A 24,757-nucleotide genomic window follows, 5' to 3' on the forward strand; every position below is an offset into this window, starting at 1 on the left:
CATGAAACAAATACTTCTTCAGAAAAAAATGTGGTTTGGCATTATGGCCGGAGCCATTGCAGGATATGCTTACTACTACTTTATTGGCTGTGCCAGCGGTACTTGCGCCATTACTTCTAACCCGCTAAACAGCACTGCATACGGAGCAATTATGGGCGGCTTACTCCTAACCACTTTTGAAAAAGAAAAACAACACAAAAATTCAACAACAGAAAACAATCAATTATGAAACAAGCAACTATTGTAGATGTAAGAACGCCCGCTGAATTTATGGGAGGAAATGTAGCCGGAAGCATCAATATTCCACTACAAGAAATTCCACATCGCCTAGCAGAAATAAAAGCTTTGCAACAACCGCTAATTTTATGCTGTGCCAGTGGAAACCGAAGCGGCCAAGCGGCAGCTTTTCTAAAAACCAACGGCATTGAATGTACCAACGGAGGAAGTTGGCTCGATGTAAACTGCCTATGCTAATACTATGGAAAATTTGAATAAAGATTTTTGGAATGAACGCTACCGGAGCAGCCAAACCGGATGGGACTTAAAAGCACCATCGCCTCCGCTTACAGTTTACATAAATTCGCTAGAAAACAAAAATCTGCACATACTTATTCCAGGCTGCGGCAATGCTTACGAAGCCGAATACCTTTTAGAAAAAGGCTTTACCAATATCACTTTAGTTGATATTGCAGAAGAAGCCATTATGCGCCTTCAACAAAAGTTTAAGGGCAAGCCAATTCAAATTATTCATTCCGATTTTTTTGAACACCAAGGCAAATACGATGTAATTCTGGAACAAACTTTTTTTTGTGCCATTCACCCTTCGCTACGTACAAAATATGTGCAGCACGTCCACCATCTTTTAAAAGAAAACGGAGTATTGGCAGGCCTACTTTTCAATTGCAACTTTGAAAAAGAAGGTCCACCATTTGGAGGTGAACTAACGGAATATCAGCAGCTCTTTCAACCCTACTTTGAAACAAAACACATGAAACTTGCCACCAACTCGGTAAAACCAAGAGCAGGCAACGAACTCTTTATTCAACTCATAAAAAAACAACCTAGTTTATGTTAGAAATGCTAAAACAACTTTTGGGTTTAGGTCCATCGGTAAACTATAAAGAATTGATGCAGCAAGGCGCACAAATTGTAGATGTACGCACCAAAGCAGAATTCAATGGAGGCCACATTCGCGGCTCAGTAAATATACCGCTCAATAATCTTTCGAACCATTATGCTTCTTTAAAGAAAAACAAGCCCATAATAACCTGCTGTGCTAGTGGCGTAAGAAGTGCGCAAGCCAAAAGTATTTTGAAAGAAAACGGCTTCACCGAAGTTTACAACGGTGGTGGCTGGATGAGTTTAAAAAACAAAATTTCGTAGTTGCATATGTTACAAAGAATCACCGGTGGATGGTCCACCATTAGAGTTATTTATCTGCTTTTGGGCATAGCTGTTATTATACAAGGTGTAATAGAAAAACAATGGTTTGCCATAATGTTTGGCGCCTACTTTGCATCTATGGGATTATTGAACTACGGATGCGCAGCCGGAGCTTGCTACACGCCTCCGGTACGTAGCAACAAAACTACACCTCAACCTCCGATTGAAGAGGTACAATTCGAAGAACTAAAAACAAAAAAACAATAAGCTATGGAAACAAACAATCAACCAAAATCTTTTCAAGAACTTATCAACTCCAACAAGCCGGTGTTGGTAGATTTTAGTGCCGAGTGGTGCGGCCCCTGCAAAATGATGAAACCAATTTTAGACGAATTAAAGGCGAAAGTTGGCGATGCTGCCAGCATTGTAAAAATAGATGTAGATCGCAATCCACAGGCTGCCGCTGCCTTTCAAATTCAAGGTGTACCAACTTTAATTCTCTTTAAAAACGGAGAAGTAAAATGGAGACAAAGCGGTGTTTTGCCTGCAAATTCCCTAGAGCAAATTATCCGCCAACACCAATAAAAAACTATTCGGCAATAGGGAAAAAAGCATCTTCAATATGATGCAAGTGTAGGTGCTGGGGTGTTTTGTAAACACTAATTACATCGAACCTAACTTCCCCGGAAAGTTTATGTTCCTCCATAAAATGAGCAGCAGCTAACGCCATTAGTTGTTGCTTTTTTTTATGCACTGCCTCTTCGGGAAATCCAAACTTTTCGGAGCTTCTGGTTTTAACTTCTACAAACACTACTGTGCTTTGCAGTATAGCAATAATGTCTATTTCTGCTTTTTGAAAACGGTAATTGGTAACCAGCACTTCAAAACCTTTGGAGCGCAGTAAATTTGCTGCTGCAACTTCGCCTTGTTTTCCGGTTTCGTTGTGCAGTGCCATTGGCTTACACTTTAGTTCTGCCTATGCTTTGGTAGCTAAAGCCCAATTCTTTCATGGTATCTAAGTTAAAAACATTCCTACCATCAAAAATAACCGGTTCTTTCAGCAGCGATTTTATTCTGTCGAAATCCGGAGAACGGAAGGCATTCCATTCTGTAACTATTACTAAGAAATCGGCTCCGTTTAAGGCATCGTACTCATCGCTGGCAAAAAATACTTTATTGCCATAAATGCGCTCTACATGTGCAATAGCTTCGGGGTCGTAAGCGCGCACAGTTGCGCCTGCTGCCAATAGTTCATCTATTAAATACAAGGCCGGAGCTTCGCGAATATCATCGGTATTGGGTTTAAATGCTAAACCCCAAACAGCTACCGTTTTTCCTTGTAAACCACCTTGGTAGTGAGCCGCTATTTTGTTGAAAAAATATTGACGCTGCAATGCATTCACTTCCATTACTGCGTTTAATATTCCAAAATTATATTCGTATTCTTTTGAAGTAAAATGAAGCGCCTGCACATCTTTAGGAAAGCAACTGCCGCCATAACCAATTCCTGCGTATAAAAATTGCTTACCAATACGCGAATCGGTGCCAATTCCTTTGCGTACCATATCCACATCGGCACCTACTTTTTCGCAGAGATTGGCAATTTCGTTCATAAAAGAAATTTTGGTTGCCAAAAATGCATTTGCCGCATACTTGGTTAATTCGGATGAGCGCTCATCCATAAAAATTACGGGATTGCCTTGCCTTACAAATGGCAAGTACAATTCTTCCATTATTTTCTTTGCTCTTTCGCTCTGTGTACCTACCACCACTCTTTCGGGCTTTAAAAAATCTTGCACAGCCACACCTTCGCGTAAAAACTCGGGGTTGCTAACTACATCAAATTCTACTGCTGCATGTTGAGCAATTGCTTGACGCACTTTTTCTGCCGTGCCCACAGGTACTGTGCTTTTATTTACTACAACTGCATATTCTTTTAAAATCTTGCCCAACTGCGATGCTACGGCTAAAACATATTTTAAATCGGCACTACCATCTTCGCCCGGAGGAGTTGGCAGCGCAAGAAAAATAACTTTTGCTCCTTCAACTCCCTGTTCTAAAGAGGTTGTAAAACTCAGTCTTCCTTGCTTTACATTTCGTTCAAACAACAAATCTAATTCCGGCTCAAAAATTGGCACTTCTCCATTCTTAAGTTTCTGAACTTTTTCTTCGTTAATATCAATGCATGTAACATGATTTCCGGTTTCGGCAAAGCACGTTCCGGTAACTAATCCAACATAGCCTGTTCCTACAACTGCAATTTTCATTCTATAATTTATACTGTTTTAAAGTAGTCTTTTACACTTTCGGCAATATAAGCAAACATTGCCTCGTCAAACTCTGTGTGAATAGGCAGCGAAACCGAATTTAGGCAATGCCATTCGCTGTATGGGAAATCGCCCAACTTCCATTTACCATCCGGATTATATGCTTTTTCTACATGCAAAGGATTGGGATAATAAACCATAGTTGGCACACCGCGCTCTTTCAAAAACTCGCGCAAATTATCTCTGCTTCCTTTGTTTACTTTTAAGGTGTATTGGTGAAATACATGTGTAGAATTAGCTGCGCGGTAAGGTACCGTAAGTTCGCTCATGCCCTTGAAGGCGTTATCGTAAAAATCTGCTACTTTATTTCTAGCTGCAGCATATTCATCTAAATACTTCAGTTTCACATCTAAAACTGCTGCCTGTAAAGTATCTAAACGCGAATTGATACCAACCACTTCGAATTGATACTGTACTTTTTGCCCGTGATTGGCTACCATTTTTAGTTTGCTTGCCAAAGCATCATCGTTACAAAAAAGTGCACCACCATCGCCATAACAGCCCAAGTTTTTAGAAGGGAAAAACGAAGTGCAGCCTACAGTCCCCATGGTTCCCGCTTTTTTGGTTTCTCCATTGCCAAAGGTATAGGAAGCACCAATGGCTTGTGCCACATCTTCTATTACAAAAATATTATGCTTGGCAGCCAATGCTAAAATAGGCTCCATATCTGCACACTGCCCGTACAAATGCACGGGAACAATTGCTTTTGTTTTGGGGGTAATTGCCTTAGCAATAGCCTCAACATCCATTGTAAAAGTACTTTCATTTACTTCTACAAACACCGGTGTAAGTTTTAAAAGTGCTACTACTTCAACCGTGGCGGCATAAGTACATGCCGGTGTAATTACCTCATCACCCGGTTGTAAATCGAGTGCCATCATGGCAATTTGCAGCGCATCGGTACCATTTGCACAGCCAATTACATGCTTTACATTTAAGTACTGAGCAAGGTTATCTTCAAATTTTTTAAGCTGTGGCCCTTTAATAAATGCGGCACTTTCAATTACTTCAGCAATTCCGGCATCTACCTCTGCTTTTATTTTGTGATACTGACCTACCAGGTCAACCATTTTAATTTCTTTCACTTTGTAACTTTATTTAAAAACGGTGGCGAATATAATAGATTTGCATTCATGCAATTCCGCATTATTCTATATGTTATTTTAGTTGGGTTGGCTACTGTGCTGCACGCACAGGACGAAGAATTTATTTCTGACAGAAATTACACCAGTGCTTTTTTAATTGCTCCGGCATATTCTTTCCAGTTTCCGCTGGGCGATATGCAGAAACGGTTTGGCGGAAATTCCAATTTGGGAGGAACTGTAACATACCAGTTTTTAAAACATTGGCACATAGGCATAGAAGGCGGTTTTCTTTTTGGCAATAGGGTAAAGGAAAACACTATGCTCGATAGCCTTTCAACAGCGCTTGACGGCAACTATGGGAAATTTATTAATGCTACAGATAATTCGCTGGTAAACTTATCGCTCCAAGAACGCGGTTGGAACTTAAAGTTCGTAGCAGGAAAAACTGTTATACTTAGCAAAAAGCAACATGCACTCAATCATTCCGGTTTACTGTTTCTTACCGGGATAGGTTTTTTGGAACACAAGGTTTTAATTGATGTGCGCGAAGATGTGTTACCACAATTGAATAAAACATATAGAAAAGGTTACGACAGGCTCAGCAATGGCTTTGTAATTTCTCAATTTATTGGAGGTATATTTTTGAAACATAAAAAATGGTTTGCGATTTACGGTGGCATACAAGCAGATGTTGCCTTTACAAAAAATAGAAGACCGTGGAATTTCGACACGTATTCAGCAGATACGCACCAAAGAGTAGATGCCTTTATTGGCATTAAACTAGGATGGATTATTCCTGTTTTTAGGAAAAAACAACAATAGGAATATTGCAACTAAGAAATTAGCTTTTACCTTAGGTTTTAATAAAAAACATTCATATGAAAAACCTGAAATTTTTAATGCTTTCGATGTTTGCTACACTAATGCTGAATGTAGCTATTCTACAAGCCAACGCTGCCACTACACACTCGCAGCAACAAGCAAAAGCCAAAACAGAAACTGCTGCTAAAACAGCCAAAAAGCCTGCTGACGGCAGAACCAAAACCGGAGACAAAATTGACAAAACTCTAAAAGGACCAAACGGAGAAACAGTTTACACCGGCCCTAAGGGTGGCAAATACTACCTGAATAAAAAAGAAGAGAAAGTGTATCTAAAAAAAGAGTAATTCCTAAAAGGGATTCTTACTATAAAGCAAAGCGCCAAGTGAAAATTCGCTTGGCGCTTTGTTTTTATACGGCAATATAGTTACACATTAAACATGAAGTGAATCACATCACCATCTTGTACTATATATTCTTTTCCTTCACTACGCAACCTACCTGCATCGCGGGCGGCAGATTCGCTTTTATAGGTAGTGTAATCGCTATAAGAAATTACTTGAGCACGAATAAAACCGCGCTCAAAATCGGAGTGAATTACACCTGCTGCCTGCGGAGCCTTTGTGCCTTCGTAAATAGTCCAAGCACGTACTTCTTTTTCTCCGGCAGTAAAATACGTTTGTAGTTTCAATAACTTGTAAGCAGCCTGTATAAGACGGTTTAAGCCACTTTCTTTCAAGCCTAAATCTGCTAAAAACACAGCGCGATCTTCAGCACTTTCCAATGATGCAATATCGCTTTCTATGGCAGCAGAAATAATTACCACCTCGGCATTTTCTGTTACAACTGCATTTCTTACAGCTTCTACAAAACTATTACCGGTTACCACACTTGCCTCATCTACGTTACAAGCATAAATTACGGGTTTGGCAGTAAGCAACTGTAAGTCTTCTACATACTTTTTGTCTTCTTCTTCTACGGGAGCATTGCGAGCGCTTTTACCTTCTTCTAAATGCCTCTTATAGATTTCTAAAACATCAATACTGCGTAATACTTCTTTATCGTTGCTCTTAGCTAACTTCTTTTGTTTATCCAGCTTTTTATCAACGCTTTCAAGGTCTTTCAACTGGAGTTCGGTATCAATAATTTCCTTATCGCGTACGGGATTCACGCTGCCATCTACGTGAATAATATTGGAGTCTTCAAAACATCTTAACACGTGAATAATGGCATCTACCGACCGAATGTTTCCCAAAAACTGATTACCTAATCCTTCGCCTTTATGAGCGCCTTTTACTAGCCCGGCAATATCTACAAATTCAATGGTAGTAGGCAACACGCGTTGTGGCTTTACAATTTCACTCAATCGGTCTAAGCGTTCATCGGGCACTGTAACCACACCTATGTTGGGGTCTATGGTGCAAAAAGGAAAATTGGCAGCCTGCGCCTTTGCCGAAGAAATTGCATTAAAAAGAGTTGATTTACCAACATTGGGCAAACCCACAATACCACACTGTAATCCCATGCTTTATTTTTTTGAGCGGGCAAAAGTAACAATATGCTACAGCCAAAAAAGTAGATAATTACAAAAAGAATGGGCTGCCAATAAAAATCGGCAGCCCATTGCACGCTTATGCTTTTTACTTTATAAAATAATGGTTTTGGTTTTAGAACCAATGGTAACGGTTGCCTCATTATCACAAGCACCGCTTCCGAAATCTATTACGCGTGGCAATTTCCCGGTAATAGTAATGGTAACTTTTCCTGCTGTAAAATTACGCTTTCCTTGAGCACAACTTAAATCGCGCACTAAAGGATTGGCATCGTCTATTGTAGCTGTAAAAGCAAGTCCCGCAGCCGTAGTTCCTGAACTTGAACCTGTAATTGAATATTTATCGTCTGCAAGTTGCGGAGTTCCCTCTCCGGCTAGCATTTCTCTAGTTCGGGAAGAAGTCCATGTAACCGTACCATTACCATTGGCCAATGTTACAGCCCCATTTACGGCAATACTCCAAGTTAAATGATTGGCACTGTTGTAACCGTTATTAGTTACTGTTTTTGAACTGCTGTTTGAAATTTGGTTTCCATTTACAGAGTAATTATCGAAACTGAAAGTTTTAACCGTACCGGGAGCTTTGTATTTCCCACTATAACTAATTGTTATTTTCCCCTTCCTGAGCTTACCATCGGCTCCCACACAGCCCGAAGAACCAAAATCTATGGTAAGCAGTTTAGGACTAGAAGCCGTATCGTGCGTAATAGTTGCGCACCCACTTAAAAAGCCCGTTGCATCATCGGTTTTAAACGAAATGCTTCCGTTCTCGGCAGCATCATCGGCAATGTTCTGCGCTTCCGAAAAAATACTGTTGGAGGCTGCGAAATTAGTAGCGGGAGCAGTATCGTCATCTGCGGTTTCTCTTTTGCAGGCGCTGAGCATAGCAACGGCAACTATCGCTACCATTACTACTTTGTTTGAAACAAGTTTCATAATTTATTTTTTTAATGTGGTAAACAATACGCGGTGCGACTATTGGCATTTGCAAAAGTTTACTTAATACTTGAAAAATTATTTGTTAAAGATAAAGTTGCTTCTATTTTTGCAGCGGGCAAGTCTTATACGACCAGCTCCTGTTGAATCCTCCAGGGGGGAAACCCAGCAAAGGTAGATGGTTGTAGCGGTGCGATATAAGTAACTTGCCTTTTTTATTTTATACGTTGTGAAGTATTATTCTAACTCTTCCCTTTCTTCATTAACCGTTTGTAAATTCTCTCATTTTCTAAATAAAATATTATGAAATTCTTTATTGATACCGCCAATCTTGAACAAATTAAAGAAGCAAACGAACTGGGCGTTTTAGATGGCGTAACCACCAATCCTTCATTAATGGCGAAAGAGGGAATAAAAGGGCAAGAAGCTATTTTAAACCATTATGTTACTATTTGTAATTTGGTAAACGGCCCGGTAAGTGCCGAAGTTATTTCTACCGATTTTAACGGCATGGTGAAAGAGGGCGAAAAGTTAGCTGCGCTTCATAAAAATATTGTAGTAAAAGTACCTATGATAAAAGATGGCGTAAAAGCCATAAAATGGTTTACTCAGAATAATATTAAAACCAACTGCACTTTAGTTTTTAGTGCAGCACAAGCACTTTTAGCTGCTAAAGCTGGCGCCACCATGGTTTCGCCATTTATTGGCAGAGTGGACGATGGCAATTGGGATGGTATTCAGCTAATTGAGCAAATCAGGTTAATTTACGACAACTACGGTTTTAATACCGAAATTTTAGCCGCTTCTATTAGAACCAGTTTGCACATTGTGCGCTGTGCCGAAGCCGGAGCAGATATTGCTACCTGTCCGCTACCTTCTATTCTTACATTATTTAACCATCCGCTTACCGATATTGGTTTGGCAAAATTTTTAGAAGACCATAAAAAGGTAAACGGTTAATCGTTATCAACCTTTTTCTTCTTACCAAGGCTTCCTAACACAGCTTTAAAGCCTACATTGAAAATTGTACCTTCCAGAGGTGCATAAATTTCGGCAAATTGGGGTTTGCGATAGGTTGGATATGGTTTCACCAAATTGCCATATTTGCTTTGCCTTATATCCAGCATGTTTTCTACGTTGGCGAATACAATTACATATTTCAAGTTTAGTTGCGTATTTAAACCAACTTCCCAAATTGATCTTGTAATAGTACCATCGCTTAAAGTTTGCGGGCTAAACCAGTAAGCATCTATACCGGCACTAAAGCGTTTAAATAATTCATAGCCAACCAAGAGCGAAACTTGGTGCGGAGCTGTTATGGCAGCGGCTTTGGTAATGCCGCCAACGGTGTGTGTGTGTGCAGTAAACGTATATCCGGTAGCAAAAGAAAACCCTCGATAATATAATTGAAAGCGTGTTTCTACTCCTTTGGTTTCTATATTACCACTTCCATTGGCAAACATCAACTCTTGGCAATCGAGTGTAATGCAGTTAGAAATTGGCCTTACTTCTGCCAATAACGGACGAAATAAATGCGTATAAAACCAAAGCTGTGAAAGTGTGATATTAACGCCATTGAAATTAGGCAGCGGAGCCATTAACTGAAGCGTTCCTCCGGCAGAAAGTTCCGGCTGTAAACCCGAAGATAGTGCTCGCACATTTCTAAAATTAAACTCCTCACTTTCACCTTGAAAAATGGTAGGTAATTTATAGCCCATACCGCCACTTAACCTTGTAACAAAATGCCGATGCCATTGCTGCATAAGAGCAACAAAAGGCAATGGCACAAAACCTTTTTGCAAATTGTAGTCGCCACGAAAACCTGCCTCTAATGTGGTTCCGCGTTTAAACCTACCGGTGTATTGCATAAAAAAACCCAGCGTTTGGTAGCTATAATTTCGGTGGGAAACCGTATCTTTTATTTTATCCTGAAAAGCATCTGTACGCACATCTACACCAGCAATAACGGTGTGATTATTTTTAGTAAAACTATAGCTCACTTCGCTCACCGATGCCAACTGCACTCCATGAAACTTGTAATCGGGCAAAGCAATAGTTCTATTGAAATAGTTCATTGCCTGCCGCACAGTTATTTTTCCTTTACTGTGGAGGTTGTATTCCAATAAAAAGTTAGTGATGGCTTGGTGTGTACCGTTTTGCTCAAAGTAATTATATACAGAATCGTTTCTACCCTTAATGTATTGCAAAGTTCCGCCCAAACGCGTTTCAAAAGTATACTGCCCGCCTAATACTATTTGGAGGTTTTTCCCTGCATCAAAATACAGTTTGGGAGCCACGTACACACGCTGCAATTTGGGATACTCCACAAAGTTATCGTTGTTCCAATCGCGCTCTTTTTGATTGCGATACATTCCTGTAAAAGTAAAACCAAACCACTTTGCTTTCTCGCTTAAATAAACGCCTGCATCTACCGAACGAGTGCTCTCTATATTTAATAAAATATCGCGCTCCGGCTCGTTTTCTATTGGCTTTTTTGAAACTAAATTTACTACTCCTGCAATAGCATCGCCACCGTACAAAGTAGAAGCCGGACCTTTAATTATTTCTATCTGCTGTAAATCGAGTGGCGGAATTTGTGCTATTCCTATACCGCTGCTTAATCCGCCAAATGTGGCAAAACCATCTTTCAGAAACTGAGTGTATTTACCGTTCAAGCCTTGTAAGCGAATATTAAAAGTGCCTGATGTGGCAGAGGTTCTTTGAACCTGCACACCTTGCTGCTCCTTTAATGCGTGCGAAATACTCGATGGCTTATCAATACTACGCTCCGTCATTTCCTCATTATTTACCACATCGATGGCAATTGAGTTTTCTTCCTTGTGCCTATTGGTTCTGGTGGTAATCACTGTTATTTCCTCTAGTTCAGCTTCTTTAGACTCAAGATACACAAGTGTAAATACAGAATCTGAAACAAGCACATGCTTCTTTACTACCTTCTTAAAATAACCCATTAGCGAGAAGTGAATCTGCCTACTACCTTGCGGTACATCTTGCAAAGTTATATAGCCCAAACTATCGCTCACGGCTGCAATGGCAGTTTCCGAAACACTTGCCACCACGTGCTGCAATGGCTCATATTCCTCATCTTCTTCTTGCTTCACTACTTTGTACTTTAAAGAGCAAGTTGCCTGCGCAAGGAGCATTTCGCTTGCGGCAACAAACAATAAGCAACAAAGCACTATCTTTTTCAACGGTGGTTTTTTATGGTTAAAAGCAGTTTCAAGTTCTATGCCAAATTTAACTAAAGTGCAATGAGATATGCCTCTAAAATACTCCAAACCATTGGATACATTTCCTCCTTAAATGCAGGCAGGTCGCTAATTTCGGCCCAGCAAACTCTTTCAATTCCTTCTTCGGTTTGAGGAACTAATATTTGCTCGCCAAGCGTGGCTGTCATTTCAAACCAATGTGTTTCCTTTATACAACACTCCCCTTTCATTTTGTAGCAATGGAAGGTTACAATATTCTGTTCCGAAGCAGTTTCTATTTGCACTCCGGTTTCTTCCTGCACTTCCCTAATTGCTGTGGTGCGAAGCACTTCACCCGCTTCCATTTTACCTTTGGGCAAATCCCAATATCCATTTCGTTTAATTAAAAGTATTTGATTGTGCTCGTTAAACACTATACCACCTCCGGCATAAACCAAGCGCAAATGATGCTTAAACATAGCCAATACATCGCTTGGTTCTTTTACCGAAATAAGTAAGCGAACATCTGACCTCCCATCAAACAATACCGAGCTTGGTTGTAATAGTTCCAATAACTCTGCTTCTGTTTTTATTACCTTTCCAAAGAGCATTTCTGCCTCATTGTCGGGCAATTGTGGAGATGTTATTTTCAAAAATGTAGTGTTAAACCAGATGGTGTATGTTTGCGCCATGATTTTAAATAATACGATTGCTGGCGAAGTAGCTGAATATTTGCTCGAAATAAAAGCAGTAGTGCTTTCTCCCGAAAGTCCATTTACGTGGGCAAGTGGCTTAAAAAGCCCTATTTACTGCGATAATCGCAAGACCTTATCTTTTCCGGAAGTACGTTCCTTTCTTAAAAAAAGTTTTGCACAATTTATTCAAGAAAAGTATCCCGACTGCGAGGTAATTGCAGGTGTGGCTACTGCGGGCATTCCACACGGAGCCTTGGTGGCAGATGCCTTGGGGAAACCTTTCGTTTACGTGCGCGATAAACCCAAAGCACATGGGCTTGAAAATAGAATTGAAGGCTTCCTTGAAAAAGGGAAAAAGGTAGTGGTAATTGAAGACCTTATTTCTACCGGAGGCAGCAGCTTAAAAGCAGTAGATGCTATACGCGATGCCAATGCCGAAGTACTCGGTTTAGGTGCCATTTTTACTTATGGTTTTCCTAAGGCCGATACGGCATTTACCAATGCGAATTGCAGTTATTTTACCTTAAGCAACTACCCTATTTTATTAGAAATTGCTGCAGCAAAAAAATACATTACCGCAACCCAACACGAAGCGCTGCTGCGCTGGTATCAAAACCCCGAAATGTGGTATAGCCAAAACTTTACTGTATAACACTTATTTACACGCATGTTTCAATCAATTTCAAGAGAACAATACACCCCCAAGCAAGCGGGTTTTTACTTTCCGGCAGAATTCAGTCCGCAAGACGCCATGTGGCTTTCGTGGATACATAAAGAAGCTAGCTGGCCGGGAAAAATACATACGGTTTACGAACCTTATTGTCGTTTTATACTTATGGTGGCCTCGCATCAAAAAGTACACATAAATGTTGCCGATGCCGCCATGAAAAATTTTGCATTACAGCAGTTGCAATTGGTGTTGCCTTCTTTTCAATCAACGGCATTAAACAATATAGAGTTTCACTTTAATTCTACCAACGATGCATGGTGCCGCGACCACGGACCTGCTTTTTTACTCAATAAAAACTCCAACGAAAAAGCTATAGTAGATTGGGGCTACAATGCTTGGGGCGGCAAATACCCTCCTTACGATTTAGACGATGTGATACCTACGCATATTGCTAAAAAATTACAGCTAAAAGTTTTTGAGCCAGGCATTGTAATGGAAGGCGGCAGCGTGGAATTTAACGGTAAAGGCACACTCCTTACTACCACTGCTTGCTTACTCAATAAAAATAGAAATCCGCACCTGTCGCAAAAAGAAATTGAATACTTCTTAACCGAATACTATGGTGTAGAGAATATTCTTTGGCTCAACGATGGCATTGTGGGCGATGATACCGATGGACATATAGACGATATTACGCGCTTTGTGAATGAAGACACCGTAGTTACGGTAGTAGAAGAAAACAAACAAGACGAAAACTATTACCTGCTCCAACACAACTTGAAACTTCTAAAAACAATGCGGCTGGAAAACGGAAAACAACTCAACATTGTGGAGTTGCCCATGCCTGCTCCGGTGGTTTATGAAGACCAGCGCCTGCCTGCATCTTATGCCAACTTTTACATTTCTAACCAAGCAGTAATTGTGCCAACTTTTAGAGATGCCACAAACGATACAAAAGCATTAGACATTCTGCAAACATGCTTTCCCACTCGACAAATTGTAGGAATTGATTCTACCGATTTAATATGGGGCTTAGGCAGTTTCCACTGTCTTAGCCAACAAGAACCAAGCGTATTGTAAAAGACTTTTTTTGAAGAAATAGAAAACTTTTAGTGTCAAAACAACATATAAAATTTTCACAATCTTATATTCGTTGCACACTACACTTCATCTTCTATCTTTTCAAAAAAAATGAAACACTACTGCCTGCTTTTACTCGGTACTCTATTATTCGTAAACACAAACGCACAACGCAACTATGCAGCCAATGTTGAAATTGTGCGCGATAGTTTTGGCGTACCCCACATATTCGGAAAAACAGATGCCGATGTTGCCTACGGCTTAGGTTGGGCTACCTGCGAAGACGATTTCCAAACCTTGCAATGGAGCCTGCTTGCCGGTAAACACCTTATGGCACGCTGGAAAGGAAAAGAAGGAGCTATAATAGATTATGCCGTACAGTTGATGCGTGTAGGCGATTTTGTAGAAGCACATTACCACAATTTATCGCCAGATGTACGCGAGTATATAGAGGCGATGGTGCTTGCCGTAAACAAATACGCAGCATTGCACCCCGAAGAAGTGATTGTAAAAAAATCGTTTCCCGCAACAGGAAAAGATGTGGTAACAAGCTATATGCTTTCCTACGCTTTGCTTAGCGGTGTAGATGGACCACTCCGCAAAATTATAGATGGCAAACAACCTGTGATAGATATGAAACAAGCAGGGAAAGGCTCCAATACTTTTGCTGCCAATTCTAAATTCACCAAAGATGGGAATGTATATCTCAACATCAATTCGCATCAACCACTAGAAGGTCCACTCAGTTGGTACGAAGCACACTTGGTAAGCGAGCAAGGACTAAACATATTGGGCGGAACTTTTCATGGAGGTGTTACAATTTTTCACGGAGTAAATGAGTATTTAGGTTGGGCACATACCGTAAACGATTTAAGTCTGGTAGATGTTTTTCAATTGCAAATGCACCCAAAAAAGAAGAACCATTACATTGTAGATGGTAAGGTGCTGAAATTAGAAACCGGTAAAGCCAAAATGGAAGTAAACCTGAGTAAGAAAGGAAAGTTTATTCTTCCCGTATGGAAAAAAATATGGAACAGCATTTATGGCCCCACCCTTGTAACAAAGCAAGGAACATTTGCAATTCGATTAGGAGCTTTGCAAACATGCAAAACCATAGAGCAGTATTTCCGCATGAACAAAGCAAAAAACTTTACCGAATGGAGAGGCGCATTAGACACACTGTCGGCCGCCATGATGACCTTTGCTTATGCCGATAAATACGATACCATTTACTGCCTTAGCAACGGATTAGTTCCTAAGCGACCCGAAGGCTACGATTGGAAAAACACCGTACCCGGCAACACACAAAAAACACTTTGGACAGAATTTCATCCGGTAAAAGATTTGCCACAAGTACTCAACCCAAGTTGCGGATACATTTTTAATGCCAACAACAATGCCTTTGAAGTAACCTGCCCCGAAGAGAACCTAAAGCCCGAAAACTTCAATCCAAACATGGGCTACAGAACGGGAAAAAACAATCGTAGCAAGCGATTCTATGAAATGATTAAAAACTATTCGAAGATTGATTGGAACGATTTCTTAACCATAAAATACGACAACCACTATCCGCAAACAGAAGTAGGAATGCCATTCCGAAAAATAGTTTTAGACGATATTTTTGAACTTAAAGAAAACGACTATCCCCCAATAGCTTCACTCATTGCCGATATGAAAAAATGGGATCGCTCCACCAATGCAAACGATACCATTGCCTCCATTTTTCTAAAAGCATTTTGGGGCTTATATGAAGAATTGGGTAATAGCGACATCGAAAAAAAATGTGTAGAAGATAAAAGCTTTCGCCACCAACTGTATGTAAAACATATTACCAAAGCTAAAGAAGAACTACTGCGCGATTTCGGAAAAGTAAATATCCCTTATGGGCAACTATTTGTACACGAAAGAGGTGGCATAGAAATGCCGGTTTCAGGAGGTCCCGACCAGTGGAGAGCCAAGTATCCGCAACCCTACAAAAATGGAAGATTTAGATCTTGGATTGGAGAGTCATATATCTGCTTGGTTAAGTTCACTAAAAACGGCCCCGAAATCTCTACGGTGTCGCCCTATGGAGCTTCCAATAAGCCTACATCTAAACACTATACCGACCAAATGAAACTCTATTCAAACCAGCAAACCAAACCAATGCCACTACAAAAAGATTACTGGTATAAACATGCCGAATCTATTTACCACCCCCAATAGCAATCTGCTAATGCTATTGTAAATGGAATACTGCTGCTAAATTAGATTCAGTAATGTTTGCGATTTTAGCTTTGTTTCTTCCCATTCTTTTTTACTGCTACTATTAGCGGTAATACCACAACCCACATGCAATACCAACCGCCTGTTTTGAATTTCCATGCAGCGCAAATTCACAAATAAGTTTATTTGATCGTTCATATTCACCGGGCCTAAAAATCCGCTATAATAAGCGCGGTTGTTTCTCTCGTAATCTGCAATAAAATCAATGGCCTTTTCTTTCGAAAATCCCGCAACGGCAGGTGTGGGATGCAGTGCTTCTACCAATTCTGTCCAATAAAAATGGGGAATGTTTTCTATAGTAAAAGTAGTGCGCAAATGAATAATATTTCCGGCTTCAACTGTTTCCGGCCCTGCTAGCATTAGTTTCACTTTTGGGTGTGCGCTCACCACTTGTTCAATATACTTGCTTACAATTTCTTGCTCCTGCTTTTCTTTATTACCCCAATGCGCTTTTGCTTTCCGCCTTTTCTCTTTTGCCTGTGTGCCAGCTAAAGAATAAGTACTAAAAACTCCTTTTGAAAAATGAAGTAGCAATTCTGGCGAAGCACCCAACCACAACCCTCTCTGAGGAATAAAAACAAGGCTTACAAAACTCCATTCGTATGTGTTGCAAATTTTTAGAAAGAAATTTATGGCATTAAACCCTTCAGGCCTTTTATGCTTAATTGCCCTTGCCGTTACTACTTTTTCAAACTTTCCTTTTCTTATTTTTTGCTTTGCTCTTTCTACATACAACCGAAAAGTTTTGCGCGACATGGTGCGCACTTTTCGCCTTATAGAAAAGGGTTTTACTTCGTTTGGCATTTCTTCCTTCAAGAAATCAAAATTTGTAAAGTCGGGGCGAATAAAAACCGTTTTACTTTTTTCGTCTTGCACAAATGGCGCTACAATAAAACCTTCTTCACCTGCAATTGCTGCAAGCGATTCCGGAGCATACAACTCGGCAGTATTTTGAACCACTACCTTTACCTCTTCTGTATTGGGCAAGCGGTAAATGGCAAATGGAAAACCCAAGGCCGTGTTTCTTTCAAGCAGCCGTTGCAAATTTTCCATTAATACTTGTTGCACTTTCATTGGGCGCTAAACAGCAAATTTTTTCATTAAATACACAGCCGCACTAAACGGCACGCTATCGTTGTAAATTATTTACATCTAAATAAAATCTAAAGGTGCGCAACTCGTTATTGATAATGTTAGCTTTGCAGTATGCAATTTATTCTAAAACTATTTTTAAATTCTCTAGCAGTACTTATTGCAGCCCAAATACTGCCGGGTGTAGCAATCCCAGACTGGGGATATGCCATTTTGTTGGCAGCAGTACTAGCACTCTTAAATGTTTCTCTAAAACCGCTACTTATCTTTTTCACTTTACCATTCACCATTTTTACACTTGGTTTGTTTTTATTGGTAATCAATGCTGGTATTATTCTTATTGCCGATTGGATTTTAGGTGCCGGTTTTGAAGTAAAGAATTTTTGGTGGGCATTGGCTTTCAGCATCATTCTATCGCTACTCAACAGTCTATTTGAAAAACTGGTGATAAAAAATGAAGTGCCACATAACGCACCAAAACGCGAAGGCGATATGCAGGTTTTTGATAAAGACGGCAACCGTATTGCTTAAACCTTTTTGCATCGTAAAAATCTGAACCAGCAAATTACTGTTATGAATAATTTTGTTCTGATAATAATATGCTCACTTTCGCTGGCAGCTTGTAAAAACTTAGTACCTTACACCGATGCATTGCGCCAAAACCATAACTGGAGCGATGCACAAATCAAAAAAATTCAGTTCTACACCTCAAGAGAAATAGTGCTCCAACGCCAGCTTTCGCAAGATGAAACCGTAATTCAAGGTGGAAAAATCAAAATAAAAGACGGTAGAAAAATCGAAGAAATTATTATTCAAAGAGGCACCCCCGGCATTGCCATTGCCGTACCTTCAAAAGATAGAATTGAAGTAAGTTTCGAGAAAGACGACAACCACTATTTACGCTTTGGAATAAACCCAAATGCAGGAACTAAATTCACCCTTTTAGCCACAGATTGGAACAATGGCATAGGCAAGGTAAACTACAGCGGCAAAACCTATTACACATCGCCCGATGCCGCTTACACCATACTGATGGTGGACTTGCGCAAGATTCAAAAAACGGAATTAAACCAACGTGTTGCCAAAGGCAGAAAAGTGCAATAAACCATTTCAAGCATGAAAATACGCCTCATTGTTTTTGGAGAAACCAACGTAAAACCCGTAGCCGAAATATTGAGCACATACAGCAACCGTATTCAACACTACTTCCCCTTTGAAACAATTGTACTGAAAGCCACCAATGCCGATGAAGAAGGCGAACTATTGCTAAAAAAAATAGAACCCGCTGCATTGCTAATTCTCTTAGACGAAGCGGGAAAAGAATATACCTCAGTTCACTTTGCAGAGCAGTTGAATAAATGGATAAATAGTGGCGGCAAGCAACTTACTTTTGTAATTGGTGGCGCTTATGGCTTTTCAGCAAAAATATATGAGCGCGCCAATGCCAAGTTATCGCTCTCCAAAATGACTATGCCGCACCAATTGGTACGTGCTGTTTTTGCCGAACAGCTTTACCGTGCCTGCACCATACTAAAAAATGAAAAGTACCACCACTAAAAATGCAAATAGCGGCAGCCTCTACTTTCTTAACTATTTGTAACATCGCATAAATTATTTCGGCTTTGCCAACCTCTTAATACTATAATTCGTTTTATTTGCTGAAATGCCTTTTAATAATCATCTGTTAAAGCTATTTGTTTTTATTGCCGCAATGGCATCGCTCGATGTGTGGGCAACACACTACCGCTCTGGCGATGTTACTTACGAACTCATAGCTCCATTTACCTACCGTGTTACCATAAGAACTATTGCTGAAGATAATGCTGCAGACCGCGACACAGTGAGAATAAACTGGGGCGATGGTTCTCCGGAAGAAGTGCTGGCAAGAACAAATGGCCCTATCGTGGGCGGCTTTCACAAAGGGGAATTTATTGGGCTTGGCTTTAAACGAAATCTATACATCGGCACACACACATATCCCGGAGTGCCGCCCCCACCCAATAACTTTTATGTAATTTCTTTTTACGATCCGGCTCGTAGAAACGGTATTACCAACATCAACAATGGTGTTTCGGATCAAATATCTTTTTATGTAGAAGACACACTCCGCTTTCCGGCAGATATTGCAAGTATAGGCTACAACAATTCTCCCATCTTTCGCCAAGATCCTATTGATTACGGCAATGTGAACCAACTGTTTGTTCATAGCCAAAACCCTTGGGACTCCGATGGCGACAGCCTTACCTTTGAGCTTGTAAGTCCTTTGCAGTATGCCAGCTTACCTGTGCCCAACTGGCAAAATCCGCAAAATATACCAACCCCAAACGACCCTACCAACCAGTTTAAAGTAGATAAATTTACGGGAGAAATTTCATGGGATGTACCAAAGCAAATTGGGCTATTCAATGTTGGCATTTTGGTAAAAGAATACCGGAGAGGAATTTTAATGGGCACCATCCTGCGCGACTTTCATATTATTATTGACAACAAACCTAACCGCCCTCCGCAAATAGCAGCACTACAAGACACTTGCATTAGAGCAGGCGATTGGTTACAGATAAACGTAACTGCCAGCGACCCCGATGCGGGGCAATTGGTTACCCTTACTGCCGATGGCGGTCCATTTATTGATGTACCTAACAGTTTGGCTCAGTTTACAGCACAGCCTCCGGGCAACCCAACATCAGGACTTTTTGAATGGCAACCCGATTGCAATCAGGTACGCAGGCAGCCATACACAGTAGTGTTTGCTGCTCAAGATAATTTCTCACAAGGTGGTAGCCAATTACCGCTTACCGACAACGAAACTTGGCTGATTGATGTTGTAGCACCTCCGGTTAAAAACCCAACTGCTACCGTAGCCGGAAACACCGTAAACATTACTTGGCAAAATCCATACTTCTGCGCTTCTTCACCAAACTTCAGAGGCTTTTCTGTATGGCGCAAAATAGGCTCCAATCCGTTTGTGCCAACCTATTGCGAAACAGGATTAGATGGTAAAGGCTACACAAGATTAAACACAACACTCACCCAATCTTATACCTTTCATGATAATGATATTGTACGTGGCCAGCAATACTGCTACCGCATTTTAGCACACTTCAGCCGATTTTCTCCTAATGGTATTTTTGAATACGATAAAGTTGAAAGCGTACCTTCGGTTGAAATTTGTGTAAACGTACCGCTCGATATTCCAGTAATTACCAATGTAAGCGTAAACACAACCAATACGGCAACAGGTAGTAGTTTTATTGCTTGGAGTAAACCTCGCGTGGGCTTCAACCAGTTAGACACCATTCAAACACCACCGCCATATACTTTTGAAGTGTATAGCGGCATTGGTTTTAACCTAGCCAATGCAACCCTGGTGCAAACCTATACGGCAAACAGTTATGCCACCCTAAACGATACCACATTCCAGCACAACAACATCAATACACAAACCACACCCAACAGCTACAAAATTGTATTCAAATCCAATGGCGATTCCGTTGGCGTAACTACGGTTGCATCTTCCATATTTTTAACCGCCAATCCGCTCGATAAATCCATCTTGCTATCATGGCAAGAAAATGTGCCATGGTCAAACGATAGCTTTGCCATTTTCAAGAAAAACAATACCACCTCAAACTTCGATTCTATAGGCATTTCGCACACACACGAGTTTATTGATACCGGTTTGATAAACGATTCCGTTTACTGCTATTATGTGAAAAGTTTTGGGCACTATTCTGTTCAAAACTTAAAATTCCCGCTCATCAATTTATCGCAAGAAAGCTGTGCAAAACCCGAAGACACCGTAGCACCATGCCCACCCATACTTTCGGTAACAAACGATTGCGATAAATTCAGCAACAGCACATGGAACGACAGCACTTTTGTAAACCACCTCAGCCTAAGTTTCACCAATGCTTCAACCTGCGACAACGATGCCCACCACTACAATATTTACTTTGCCGAAAACGGCACCGATTTTATCTTTATAGACTCTACTGCCGATACTGTATTTAACCACACCCTTACCGATAATTTAGCAGGCTGCTACTTTGCAACCTCAGTAGATAGATTAGGAAACGAAAGCCCTAAAAGCCAAGTAGTTTGTATTGACAACTGTGCTTATTACCAACTCCCCAACACCTTTACTCCCAATGGCGATGGCAAAAACGATGTGTTTAAACCATTCATGCCATATCGTTTTATATCGCGTATTGAAATGAGCATTTTTAATCGCTGGGGTGAAAAAGTTTTTGAAACCACCAATCCCGATATCCTTTGGGATGGTACCGATTACAAAACAGGGAAACTGCTGAATGATGGAATTTATTTATATGGCGGCTACTACTACGAAAAACAACGTACCGGAGAAATAAAAAAAACATTGCCACCCAACCAAAAAGGAGGCGGTTTCATTCATTTACTTAAAGCAACCTACTAAATCCGATACCAAAATCACAAGCAAATCACCCATTGCGGGAATCATAAATTATCCTTCACAAAAAATAATTTTGAATTCGCTTTTGTAATTTTGAATAGTGTATTTCCTTTGCAGTCAGCACAAATTTCAGAACCAAAACAAACACAGTTTTATGCCACGTAAAAAGAAACAAGAAGAGGAAGAGGAATTAGAATTAAACAACGAAGAAGAAACAGACGAAGATGTAGAGTTTGAAGACTCCTACGAAAATGCTTCCGATGAAGAATCTGAAGAATCTGAACCTTCTGAAGACGATTTGAAATCCATGGAAGGAATGGAAGAGTTTGACGACATGATTGAACAACGCAGTTCAGGTCGCGGACGTTCCAAAAAAGCTAAAGGCGATGATGACGATTTAGGCTTTGGCGATTTTGGGAACGACAACTTCGATGACTTCGCAGACGATTTTGATGACGATTTCTAATATATGTCACAACCTATTCGAGTTTTAGTAGCAAAAGTTGGATTAGACGGACACGACCGCGGGGCTAAAGTAATTGCCACAGCCCTTAAAGATGCAGGAATGGAAGTTATTTACACCGGCTTACGGCAAACTCCCGAAATGGTTGTGAGCACAGCATTGCAGGAAGATGTAGATGCCATTGGCGTAAGTATTCTTTCTGGTGCACACATGACCGTGTTTCCTAAGATTTTGGCATTGCTGAAAGAAAAAAATTTAGAGCACGTATTAGTTACCGGTGGGGGCATTATACCCGAAAGCGATGCTACACAACTCTATGCTTTGGGTTGTGGCAAGTTGTTTTCACCAGGCACTCCCACTGCAGAAGTTGCACAATACATACAGCAACAAATCAACCTAAAAAGAGTACTACAATAAGTAGGTGCTTCTTAGCTTAAAAATAAGATGCCTGTTTCTTTGATGTGGAAACAGGCATTTTTGTTTTCTTAGCTTTGCCCCTGTTATGAAAAAAATACTATCTGCGCTTTTACTTTCACTAACCATCACAAGTATTATAGCATCATCAGGAGATACCATTAAAATACAGGCACACAATAAAGTTCCTATGACCTGGTATGGCAACTACGATACTTTTGCTGTATTCCCAGCTGCAACCAAACAGTACAACCGCATTATTATGCACTACACCTTGGGCTGCCCAACCAGTGGTTGCTCGCAATGGGACTATACCACTCAAATTTTCTTGATGAAAAAAACAGGTGCCATAGATTCCACCTTATCACTTGTACCTAACTTTACAGTAAACAAAAATACCATAGACACTTTTATTTACAGCAGCACCCCCACCATAAAAACAAGTTTCAACAACAATACCAAACAAACCGACACACTCGCTGCCGATTCTTTCTTGGTAAGAATATTTGCAGACACCACCACTCCATACATACAAACCGACTCGTTTACAGCTTGGAGTGCCAACTACTACAACTACTTGTTTGACACTACAGGAGCAAAAGTAGATTCATTTTGGATTGCAGCCACCGACACCAAATTTGTGTACAAAACACAGGTGTACAAAAAGTTCGATGTAATGGAACCATACGAACTCGGCAGAGTAATTACACCTTATGGCGGCTACTATGCCAAAACTTGGAAAAACGAATACCGATTCGATATTACAGATTTCACCCCGCTCCTACACGATACCGTATTCTTTCGTGCATTTTATAGTGGCTGGAGCAGCGGCTTTACTGTAACCCTCGATTTCGATTTAATAGAAGGAACACCCGCACGCGAGGTGCGCTCAGTTCGCAATATTTACAATGGCGATTTTAGCTACGGCAACCCAAATAATCCTATCGAAAACCAACTTACACTAAAAAATATTCAACTTGCCAGTAACGAAACGCAAGCTAAGTTGAGGTTTACACCCACCGGACACGGATTTGGTGCCGATAACACCGACAACTGTGCAGAATTTTGCAATAAAACCTACGATGTAATGGTGAACAATACATTGGTTGCAACCCAAAATATTTGGCGCGATGATTGCGGTATGAATCCACTCATGCACCAAAGTGGTACATGGCTATACGACCGCGCCAACTGGTGCCCGGGCAGCAAAGGCTTAACCCACGAATTTGAACTTACACCCGCCATTACACCTAATAACTTTTCGCTGCAGGTAGTACCCGAGCCTTACGAAGATTTAGACCCCGCAGGTTTCAATCCTATTTACACCATCTATTCACAACTCATTACCTATGGCAACCCTAATTTCGCCTTAGATGCCGCCATAGAAGATGTAATTGCACCCAATGCACACGATGCATACAAACGCTTCAACCCAATTTGTGCCAATCCTAAAATTATTATTAAAAACAATGGAAGTACGCCACTTACCTCTGCTAGAATTTACTACGGCATAGAAGGCAAAGAATTATTCTTCTATAACTGGAACGGAAACCTTACCTTTAACCAAACCGAAACCGTATCGTTGCCATACCGCACCATTAGCGATTCGGCACACCATACTTTTAAAGTATGGATTGGGCAACCCAATGGCACTACCAGCGATAACTTTATTTGGAACGATACCCTGCGCGTACCCACTTTAATACCACCGCGCTACGATAGTACTTTCAATTTTGTTCTAAAAACAAACAAAGATTTCCAAGAAACAACCTGGGACTTAAAAGACGATGATGGTAATATCTTATACGAAAACACTACGCTTTCTGCCAGCAAAGTATTCAATACCACTTTTGAACTTACCGAAGGCTGCTACCAGTTTACACTCAACGATACAGGAAAAGATGGCCTAAGCTTTTTTGCCAACCAGCAAACTTCCGGTATAGGCTACGCACGCTTTGCAAAAAACCCGTCTAACGCAGTCTTTAAAACCTTTGAACCCGATTTTGGAACACAAATTTCGCAACAATTTATTGTTGGCAACCCATATATTTTTGTTCCTTCTGCCATAACTGAGTTAACCCCAATGAAATCGTTTCGCACCTTCCCCAACCCTGCACAAAATATGGTTACATTAGAACTATCGTTCCGCACACCAACTTCTTTCCAAATAGATATGTATAACATGATGGGAAAACAGGTAAAAACCATTTTTAATGGAACGGGCGAAAATTTTGCACTACCTATTGATGTTGCCGAACTTCCACAAGGCATGTACCATCTAATTATTTCCGGAAAAAATTTTTCGGAAGTAAAAAAAGTTACTGTAATCCGATAA

General features: G+C 40.5%; 27 protein-coding genes and 1 other RNA gene. 20 read left to right on the forward strand and 8 right to left on the reverse strand.

The genetic code is table 11. The features are described 5' to 3' along the window. The first annotated feature begins 1 nt into the window (after position 1). From KF872_10690 to trxA, 6 genes are read left to right on the forward strand one after another with little or no spacing between them, the layout of a single operon-like run. Entirely contained in the window at positions 2-229 is a 228-nt protein-coding gene (locus tag KF872_10690) for a hypothetical protein (GenBank protein ID MBX2904007.1), read from the forward strand. Next, on the forward strand, positions 226-474 hold the full coding sequence (locus tag KF872_10695) for a rhodanese-like domain-containing protein (protein ID MBX2904008.1): 249 nt from the start codon (positions 226-228) through the stop codon (positions 472-474). The genes KF872_10690 and KF872_10695 overlap by 4 nt, the downstream gene beginning before the upstream one ends. Positions 475-478: 4 nt before the next feature. Next, positions 479-1,075: a methyltransferase domain-containing protein gene (locus tag KF872_10700; protein ID MBX2904009.1), complete on the forward strand. Its 597-nt coding sequence runs from the start codon at positions 479-481 to the stop codon at positions 1,073-1,075. A gap of 2 nt (positions 1,076-1,077) precedes the next feature. Continuing rightward, the gene (locus KF872_10705; GenBank protein ID MBX2904010.1) at positions 1,078-1,383 is read left to right on the forward strand and encodes a rhodanese-like domain-containing protein; all 306 of its coding nucleotides are present in this window, start codon (positions 1,078-1,080) and stop codon (positions 1,381-1,383) included. 6 nt (positions 1,384-1,389) lie between these two features. Next, positions 1,390-1,650 carry a hypothetical protein gene (locus KF872_10710; protein ID MBX2904011.1) on the forward strand — a complete coding sequence of 87 codons (261 nt, stop codon included), beginning with the start codon at positions 1,390-1,392 and terminating at the stop codon, positions 1,648-1,650. A gap of 3 nt (positions 1,651-1,653) precedes the next feature. Next, positions 1,654-1,968 (forward strand): thioredoxin, encoded by a 315-nt coding sequence (trxA, locus tag KF872_10715; protein MBX2904012.1) that lies wholly within the window; start codon positions 1,654-1,656, stop codon positions 1,966-1,968. Positions 1,969-1,972: 4 nt separating this feature from the next. On the opposite strand, the gene KF872_10720 is transcribed toward trxA, so the two are convergent. The 3 genes from KF872_10720 to KF872_10730 are packed head-to-tail and all read right to left on the reverse strand — an operon-like array spanning position 1,973 to position 4,795. Then, positions 1,973-2,338, reverse strand: a complete 366-nt coding sequence (locus tag KF872_10720; protein MBX2904013.1) for a YraN family protein — start codon at positions 2,336-2,338, stop codon at positions 1,973-1,975. 4 nt (positions 2,339-2,342) lie between these two features. Continuing rightward, positions 2,343-3,650, reverse strand: coding sequence for a UDP-glucose/GDP-mannose dehydrogenase family protein (locus KF872_10725; GenBank protein MBX2904014.1), 1,308 nt, complete (start codon positions 3,648-3,650; stop codon positions 2,343-2,345). An 8-nt stretch (positions 3,651-3,658) separates the two neighbouring features. After that, positions 3,659-4,795 (reverse strand): DegT/DnrJ/EryC1/StrS family aminotransferase, encoded by a 1,137-nt coding sequence (locus tag KF872_10730; GenBank protein ID MBX2904015.1) that lies wholly within the window; start codon positions 4,793-4,795, stop codon positions 3,659-3,661. A gap of 48 nt (positions 4,796-4,843) precedes the next feature. Here KF872_10730 and KF872_10735 point away from each other — a divergent pair, with 48 nt between their 5' ends. Both KF872_10735 and KF872_10740 read left to right on the forward strand, forming a co-directional pair. After that, positions 4,844-5,617: a hypothetical protein gene (locus KF872_10735; GenBank protein ID MBX2904016.1), complete on the forward strand. Its 774-nt coding sequence runs from the start codon at positions 4,844-4,846 to the stop codon at positions 5,615-5,617. A 56-nt stretch (positions 5,618-5,673) separates the two neighbouring features. Then, positions 5,674-5,961, forward strand: coding sequence for a hypothetical protein (locus tag KF872_10740; protein MBX2904017.1), 288 nt, complete (start codon positions 5,674-5,676; stop codon positions 5,959-5,961). 80 nt (positions 5,962-6,041) lie between these two features. Here KF872_10740 and ychF read toward each other — a convergent pair whose 3' ends face one another. Further along, positions 6,042-7,139: a redox-regulated ATPase YchF gene (gene ychF, locus KF872_10745; GenBank protein MBX2904018.1), complete on the reverse strand. Its 1,098-nt coding sequence runs from the start codon at positions 7,137-7,139 to the stop codon at positions 6,042-6,044. 120 nt (positions 7,140-7,259) lie between these two features. Next, positions 7,260-8,102 carry a hypothetical protein gene (locus tag KF872_10750; GenBank protein MBX2904019.1) on the reverse strand — a complete coding sequence of 281 codons (843 nt, stop codon included), beginning with the start codon at positions 8,100-8,102 and terminating at the stop codon, positions 7,260-7,262. Positions 8,103-8,218: 116 nt separating this feature from the next. Here KF872_10750 and ffs point away from each other — a divergent pair. Beyond that, positions 8,219-8,317, forward strand: an RNA gene (gene ffs, locus KF872_10755) — signal recognition particle sRNA small type. A gap of 88 nt (positions 8,318-8,405) precedes the next feature. Then, positions 8,406-9,062: a fructose-6-phosphate aldolase gene (gene fsa / locus KF872_10760; GenBank protein MBX2904020.1), complete on the forward strand. Its 657-nt coding sequence runs from the start codon at positions 8,406-8,408 to the stop codon at positions 9,060-9,062. Here the strand turns inward: fsa and KF872_10765 are convergent. Together KF872_10765 and KF872_10770 are read right to left on the reverse strand one after the other, a co-directional pair. Beyond that, positions 9,059-11,224 (reverse strand): TonB-dependent receptor plug domain-containing protein, encoded by a 2,166-nt coding sequence (locus KF872_10765; GenBank protein ID MBX2904021.1) that lies wholly within the window; start codon positions 11,222-11,224, stop codon positions 9,059-9,061. The genes fsa and KF872_10765 overlap by 4 nt on opposite strands. Positions 11,225-11,364: 140 nt before the next feature. Next, positions 11,365-12,003, reverse strand: a complete 639-nt coding sequence (locus KF872_10770; GenBank protein MBX2904022.1) for an NUDIX domain-containing protein — start codon at positions 12,001-12,003, stop codon at positions 11,365-11,367. Here KF872_10770 and KF872_10775 point away from each other — a divergent pair. From KF872_10775 to KF872_10785, 3 genes are all read left to right on the forward strand, one after another. Continuing rightward, entirely contained in the window at positions 11,984-12,658 is a 675-nt protein-coding gene (locus KF872_10775) for an orotate phosphoribosyltransferase (protein ID MBX2904023.1), read from the forward strand. The two genes, KF872_10770 and KF872_10775, sit on opposite strands and share 20 nt — an antisense overlap. Before the next feature lie 15 nt (positions 12,659-12,673). Further along, positions 12,674-13,756: an agmatine deiminase family protein gene (locus KF872_10780; protein MBX2904024.1), complete on the forward strand. Its 1,083-nt coding sequence runs from the start codon at positions 12,674-12,676 to the stop codon at positions 13,754-13,756. Positions 13,757-13,867: 111 nt separating this feature from the next. Continuing rightward, positions 13,868-15,961: a penicillin acylase family protein gene (locus KF872_10785; protein ID MBX2904025.1), complete on the forward strand. Its 2,094-nt coding sequence runs from the start codon at positions 13,868-13,870 to the stop codon at positions 15,959-15,961. A gap of 36 nt (positions 15,962-15,997) precedes the next feature. On the opposite strand, the gene KF872_10790 is transcribed toward KF872_10785, so the two are convergent. Beyond that, positions 15,998-17,074 (reverse strand): isochorismate synthase, encoded by a 1,077-nt coding sequence (locus tag KF872_10790; protein ID MBX2904026.1) that lies wholly within the window; start codon positions 17,072-17,074, stop codon positions 15,998-16,000. A gap of 153 nt (positions 17,075-17,227) precedes the next feature. Here KF872_10790 and KF872_10795 point away from each other — a divergent pair, with 153 nt between their 5' ends. The 7 genes from KF872_10795 to KF872_10825 all read left to right on the forward strand — a co-directional run bounded on the left by KF872_10795 (position 17,228) and on the right by KF872_10825 (position 24,757). Continuing rightward, positions 17,228-17,644: a phage holin family protein gene (locus KF872_10795; GenBank protein MBX2904027.1), complete on the forward strand. Its 417-nt coding sequence runs from the start codon at positions 17,228-17,230 to the stop codon at positions 17,642-17,644. 42 nt (positions 17,645-17,686) lie between these two features. Then, complete coding sequence (locus KF872_10800) at positions 17,687-18,217, forward strand: hypothetical protein (protein MBX2904028.1); 531 nt, start codon at positions 17,687-17,689, stop codon at positions 18,215-18,217. Positions 18,218-18,229: 12 nt separating this feature from the next. Further along, entirely contained in the window at positions 18,230-18,670 is a 441-nt protein-coding gene (locus KF872_10805) for a 23S rRNA (pseudouridine(1915)-N(3))-methyltransferase RlmH (GenBank protein ID MBX2904029.1), read from the forward strand. 106 nt (positions 18,671-18,776) lie between these two features. After that, positions 18,777-21,548, forward strand: coding sequence for a gliding motility-associated C-terminal domain-containing protein (locus tag KF872_10810; protein ID MBX2904030.1), 2,772 nt, complete (start codon positions 18,777-18,779; stop codon positions 21,546-21,548). Between the two features lie 151 nt (positions 21,549-21,699). Further along, entirely contained in the window at positions 21,700-22,011 is a 312-nt protein-coding gene (locus KF872_10815) for a hypothetical protein (GenBank protein MBX2904031.1), read from the forward strand. Positions 22,012-22,014: 3 nt separating this feature from the next. After that, on the forward strand, positions 22,015-22,425 hold the full coding sequence (locus KF872_10820) for a cobalamin B12-binding domain-containing protein (protein MBX2904032.1): 411 nt from the start codon (positions 22,015-22,017) through the stop codon (positions 22,423-22,425). An 85-nt stretch (positions 22,426-22,510) separates the two neighbouring features. Further along, positions 22,511-24,757, forward strand: coding sequence for a T9SS type A sorting domain-containing protein (locus tag KF872_10825; protein MBX2904033.1), 2,247 nt, complete (start codon positions 22,511-22,513; stop codon positions 24,755-24,757).

This window comes from Chitinophagales bacterium, assembly GCA_019638515.1.
Classification (GTDB): domain Bacteria; phylum Bacteroidota; class Bacteroidia; order Chitinophagales; family LD1; genus UBA7692.

Excerpts from the sequence above, each read along its gene's own strand:
- KF872_10690 (MBX2904007.1), top strand. The coding sequence starts at position 2 with ATGAAACAAATACTTCTTCAGAAAAAAATGTGGTTTGGCATTATGGCC.
- ychF (MBX2904018.1), bottom strand. The coding sequence starts at position 7,139 with ATGGGATTACAGTGTGGTATTGTGGGTTTGCCCAATGTTGGTAAATCA.
- KF872_10805 (MBX2904029.1), top strand. The coding sequence starts at position 18,230 with ATGAAAATACGCCTCATTGTTTTTGGAGAAACCAACGTAAAACCCGTA.
- KF872_10795 (MBX2904027.1), top strand. The coding sequence starts at position 17,228 with ATGCAATTTATTCTAAAACTATTTTTAAATTCTCTAGCAGTACTTATT.
- KF872_10705 (MBX2904010.1), top strand. The coding sequence starts at position 1,078 with ATGCTAAAACAACTTTTGGGTTTAGGTCCATCGGTAAACTATAAAGAA.
- KF872_10800 (MBX2904028.1), top strand. The coding sequence starts at position 17,687 with ATGAATAATTTTGTTCTGATAATAATATGCTCACTTTCGCTGGCAGCT.
- KF872_10775 (MBX2904023.1), top strand. The coding sequence starts at position 11,984 with ATGGTGTATGTTTGCGCCATGATTTTAAATAATACGATTGCTGGCGAA.
- KF872_10725 (MBX2904014.1), bottom strand. The coding sequence starts at position 3,650 with ATGAAAATTGCAGTTGTAGGAACAGGCTATGTTGGATTAGTTACCGGA.
- KF872_10815 (MBX2904031.1), top strand. The coding sequence starts at position 21,700 with ATGCCACGTAAAAAGAAACAAGAAGAGGAAGAGGAATTAGAATTAAAC.
- KF872_10770 (MBX2904022.1), bottom strand. The coding sequence starts at position 12,003 with ATGGCGCAAACATACACCATCTGGTTTAACACTACATTTTTGAAAATA.
- KF872_10820 (MBX2904032.1), top strand. The coding sequence starts at position 22,015 with ATGTCACAACCTATTCGAGTTTTAGTAGCAAAAGTTGGATTAGACGGA.
- KF872_10825 (MBX2904033.1), top strand. The coding sequence starts at position 22,511 with ATGAAAAAAATACTATCTGCGCTTTTACTTTCACTAACCATCACAAGT.
- KF872_10695 (MBX2904008.1), top strand. The coding sequence starts at position 226 with ATGAAACAAGCAACTATTGTAGATGTAAGAACGCCCGCTGAATTTATG.
- KF872_10750 (MBX2904019.1), bottom strand. The coding sequence starts at position 8,102 with ATGAAACTTGTTTCAAACAAAGTAGTAATGGTAGCGATAGTTGCCGTT.
- KF872_10810 (MBX2904030.1), top strand. The coding sequence starts at position 18,777 with ATGCCTTTTAATAATCATCTGTTAAAGCTATTTGTTTTTATTGCCGCA.
- KF872_10785 (MBX2904025.1), top strand. The coding sequence starts at position 13,868 with ATGAAACACTACTGCCTGCTTTTACTCGGTACTCTATTATTCGTAAAC.
- trxA (MBX2904012.1), top strand. The coding sequence starts at position 1,654 with ATGGAAACAAACAATCAACCAAAATCTTTTCAAGAACTTATCAACTCC.
- KF872_10720 (MBX2904013.1), bottom strand. The coding sequence starts at position 2,338 with ATGGCACTGCACAACGAAACCGGAAAACAAGGCGAAGTTGCAGCAGCA.
- KF872_10700 (MBX2904009.1), top strand. The coding sequence starts at position 479 with ATGGAAAATTTGAATAAAGATTTTTGGAATGAACGCTACCGGAGCAGC.
- KF872_10780 (MBX2904024.1), top strand. The coding sequence starts at position 12,674 with ATGTTTCAATCAATTTCAAGAGAACAATACACCCCCAAGCAAGCGGGT.
- KF872_10790 (MBX2904026.1), bottom strand. The coding sequence starts at position 17,074 with ATGGAAAATTTGCAACGGCTGCTTGAAAGAAACACGGCCTTGGGTTTT.
- KF872_10710 (MBX2904011.1), top strand. The coding sequence starts at position 1,390 with ATGTTACAAAGAATCACCGGTGGATGGTCCACCATTAGAGTTATTTAT.
- fsa (MBX2904020.1), top strand. The coding sequence starts at position 8,406 with ATGAAATTCTTTATTGATACCGCCAATCTTGAACAAATTAAAGAAGCA.
- KF872_10740 (MBX2904017.1), top strand. The coding sequence starts at position 5,674 with ATGAAAAACCTGAAATTTTTAATGCTTTCGATGTTTGCTACACTAATG.
- KF872_10735 (MBX2904016.1), top strand. The coding sequence starts at position 4,844 with ATGCAATTCCGCATTATTCTATATGTTATTTTAGTTGGGTTGGCTACT.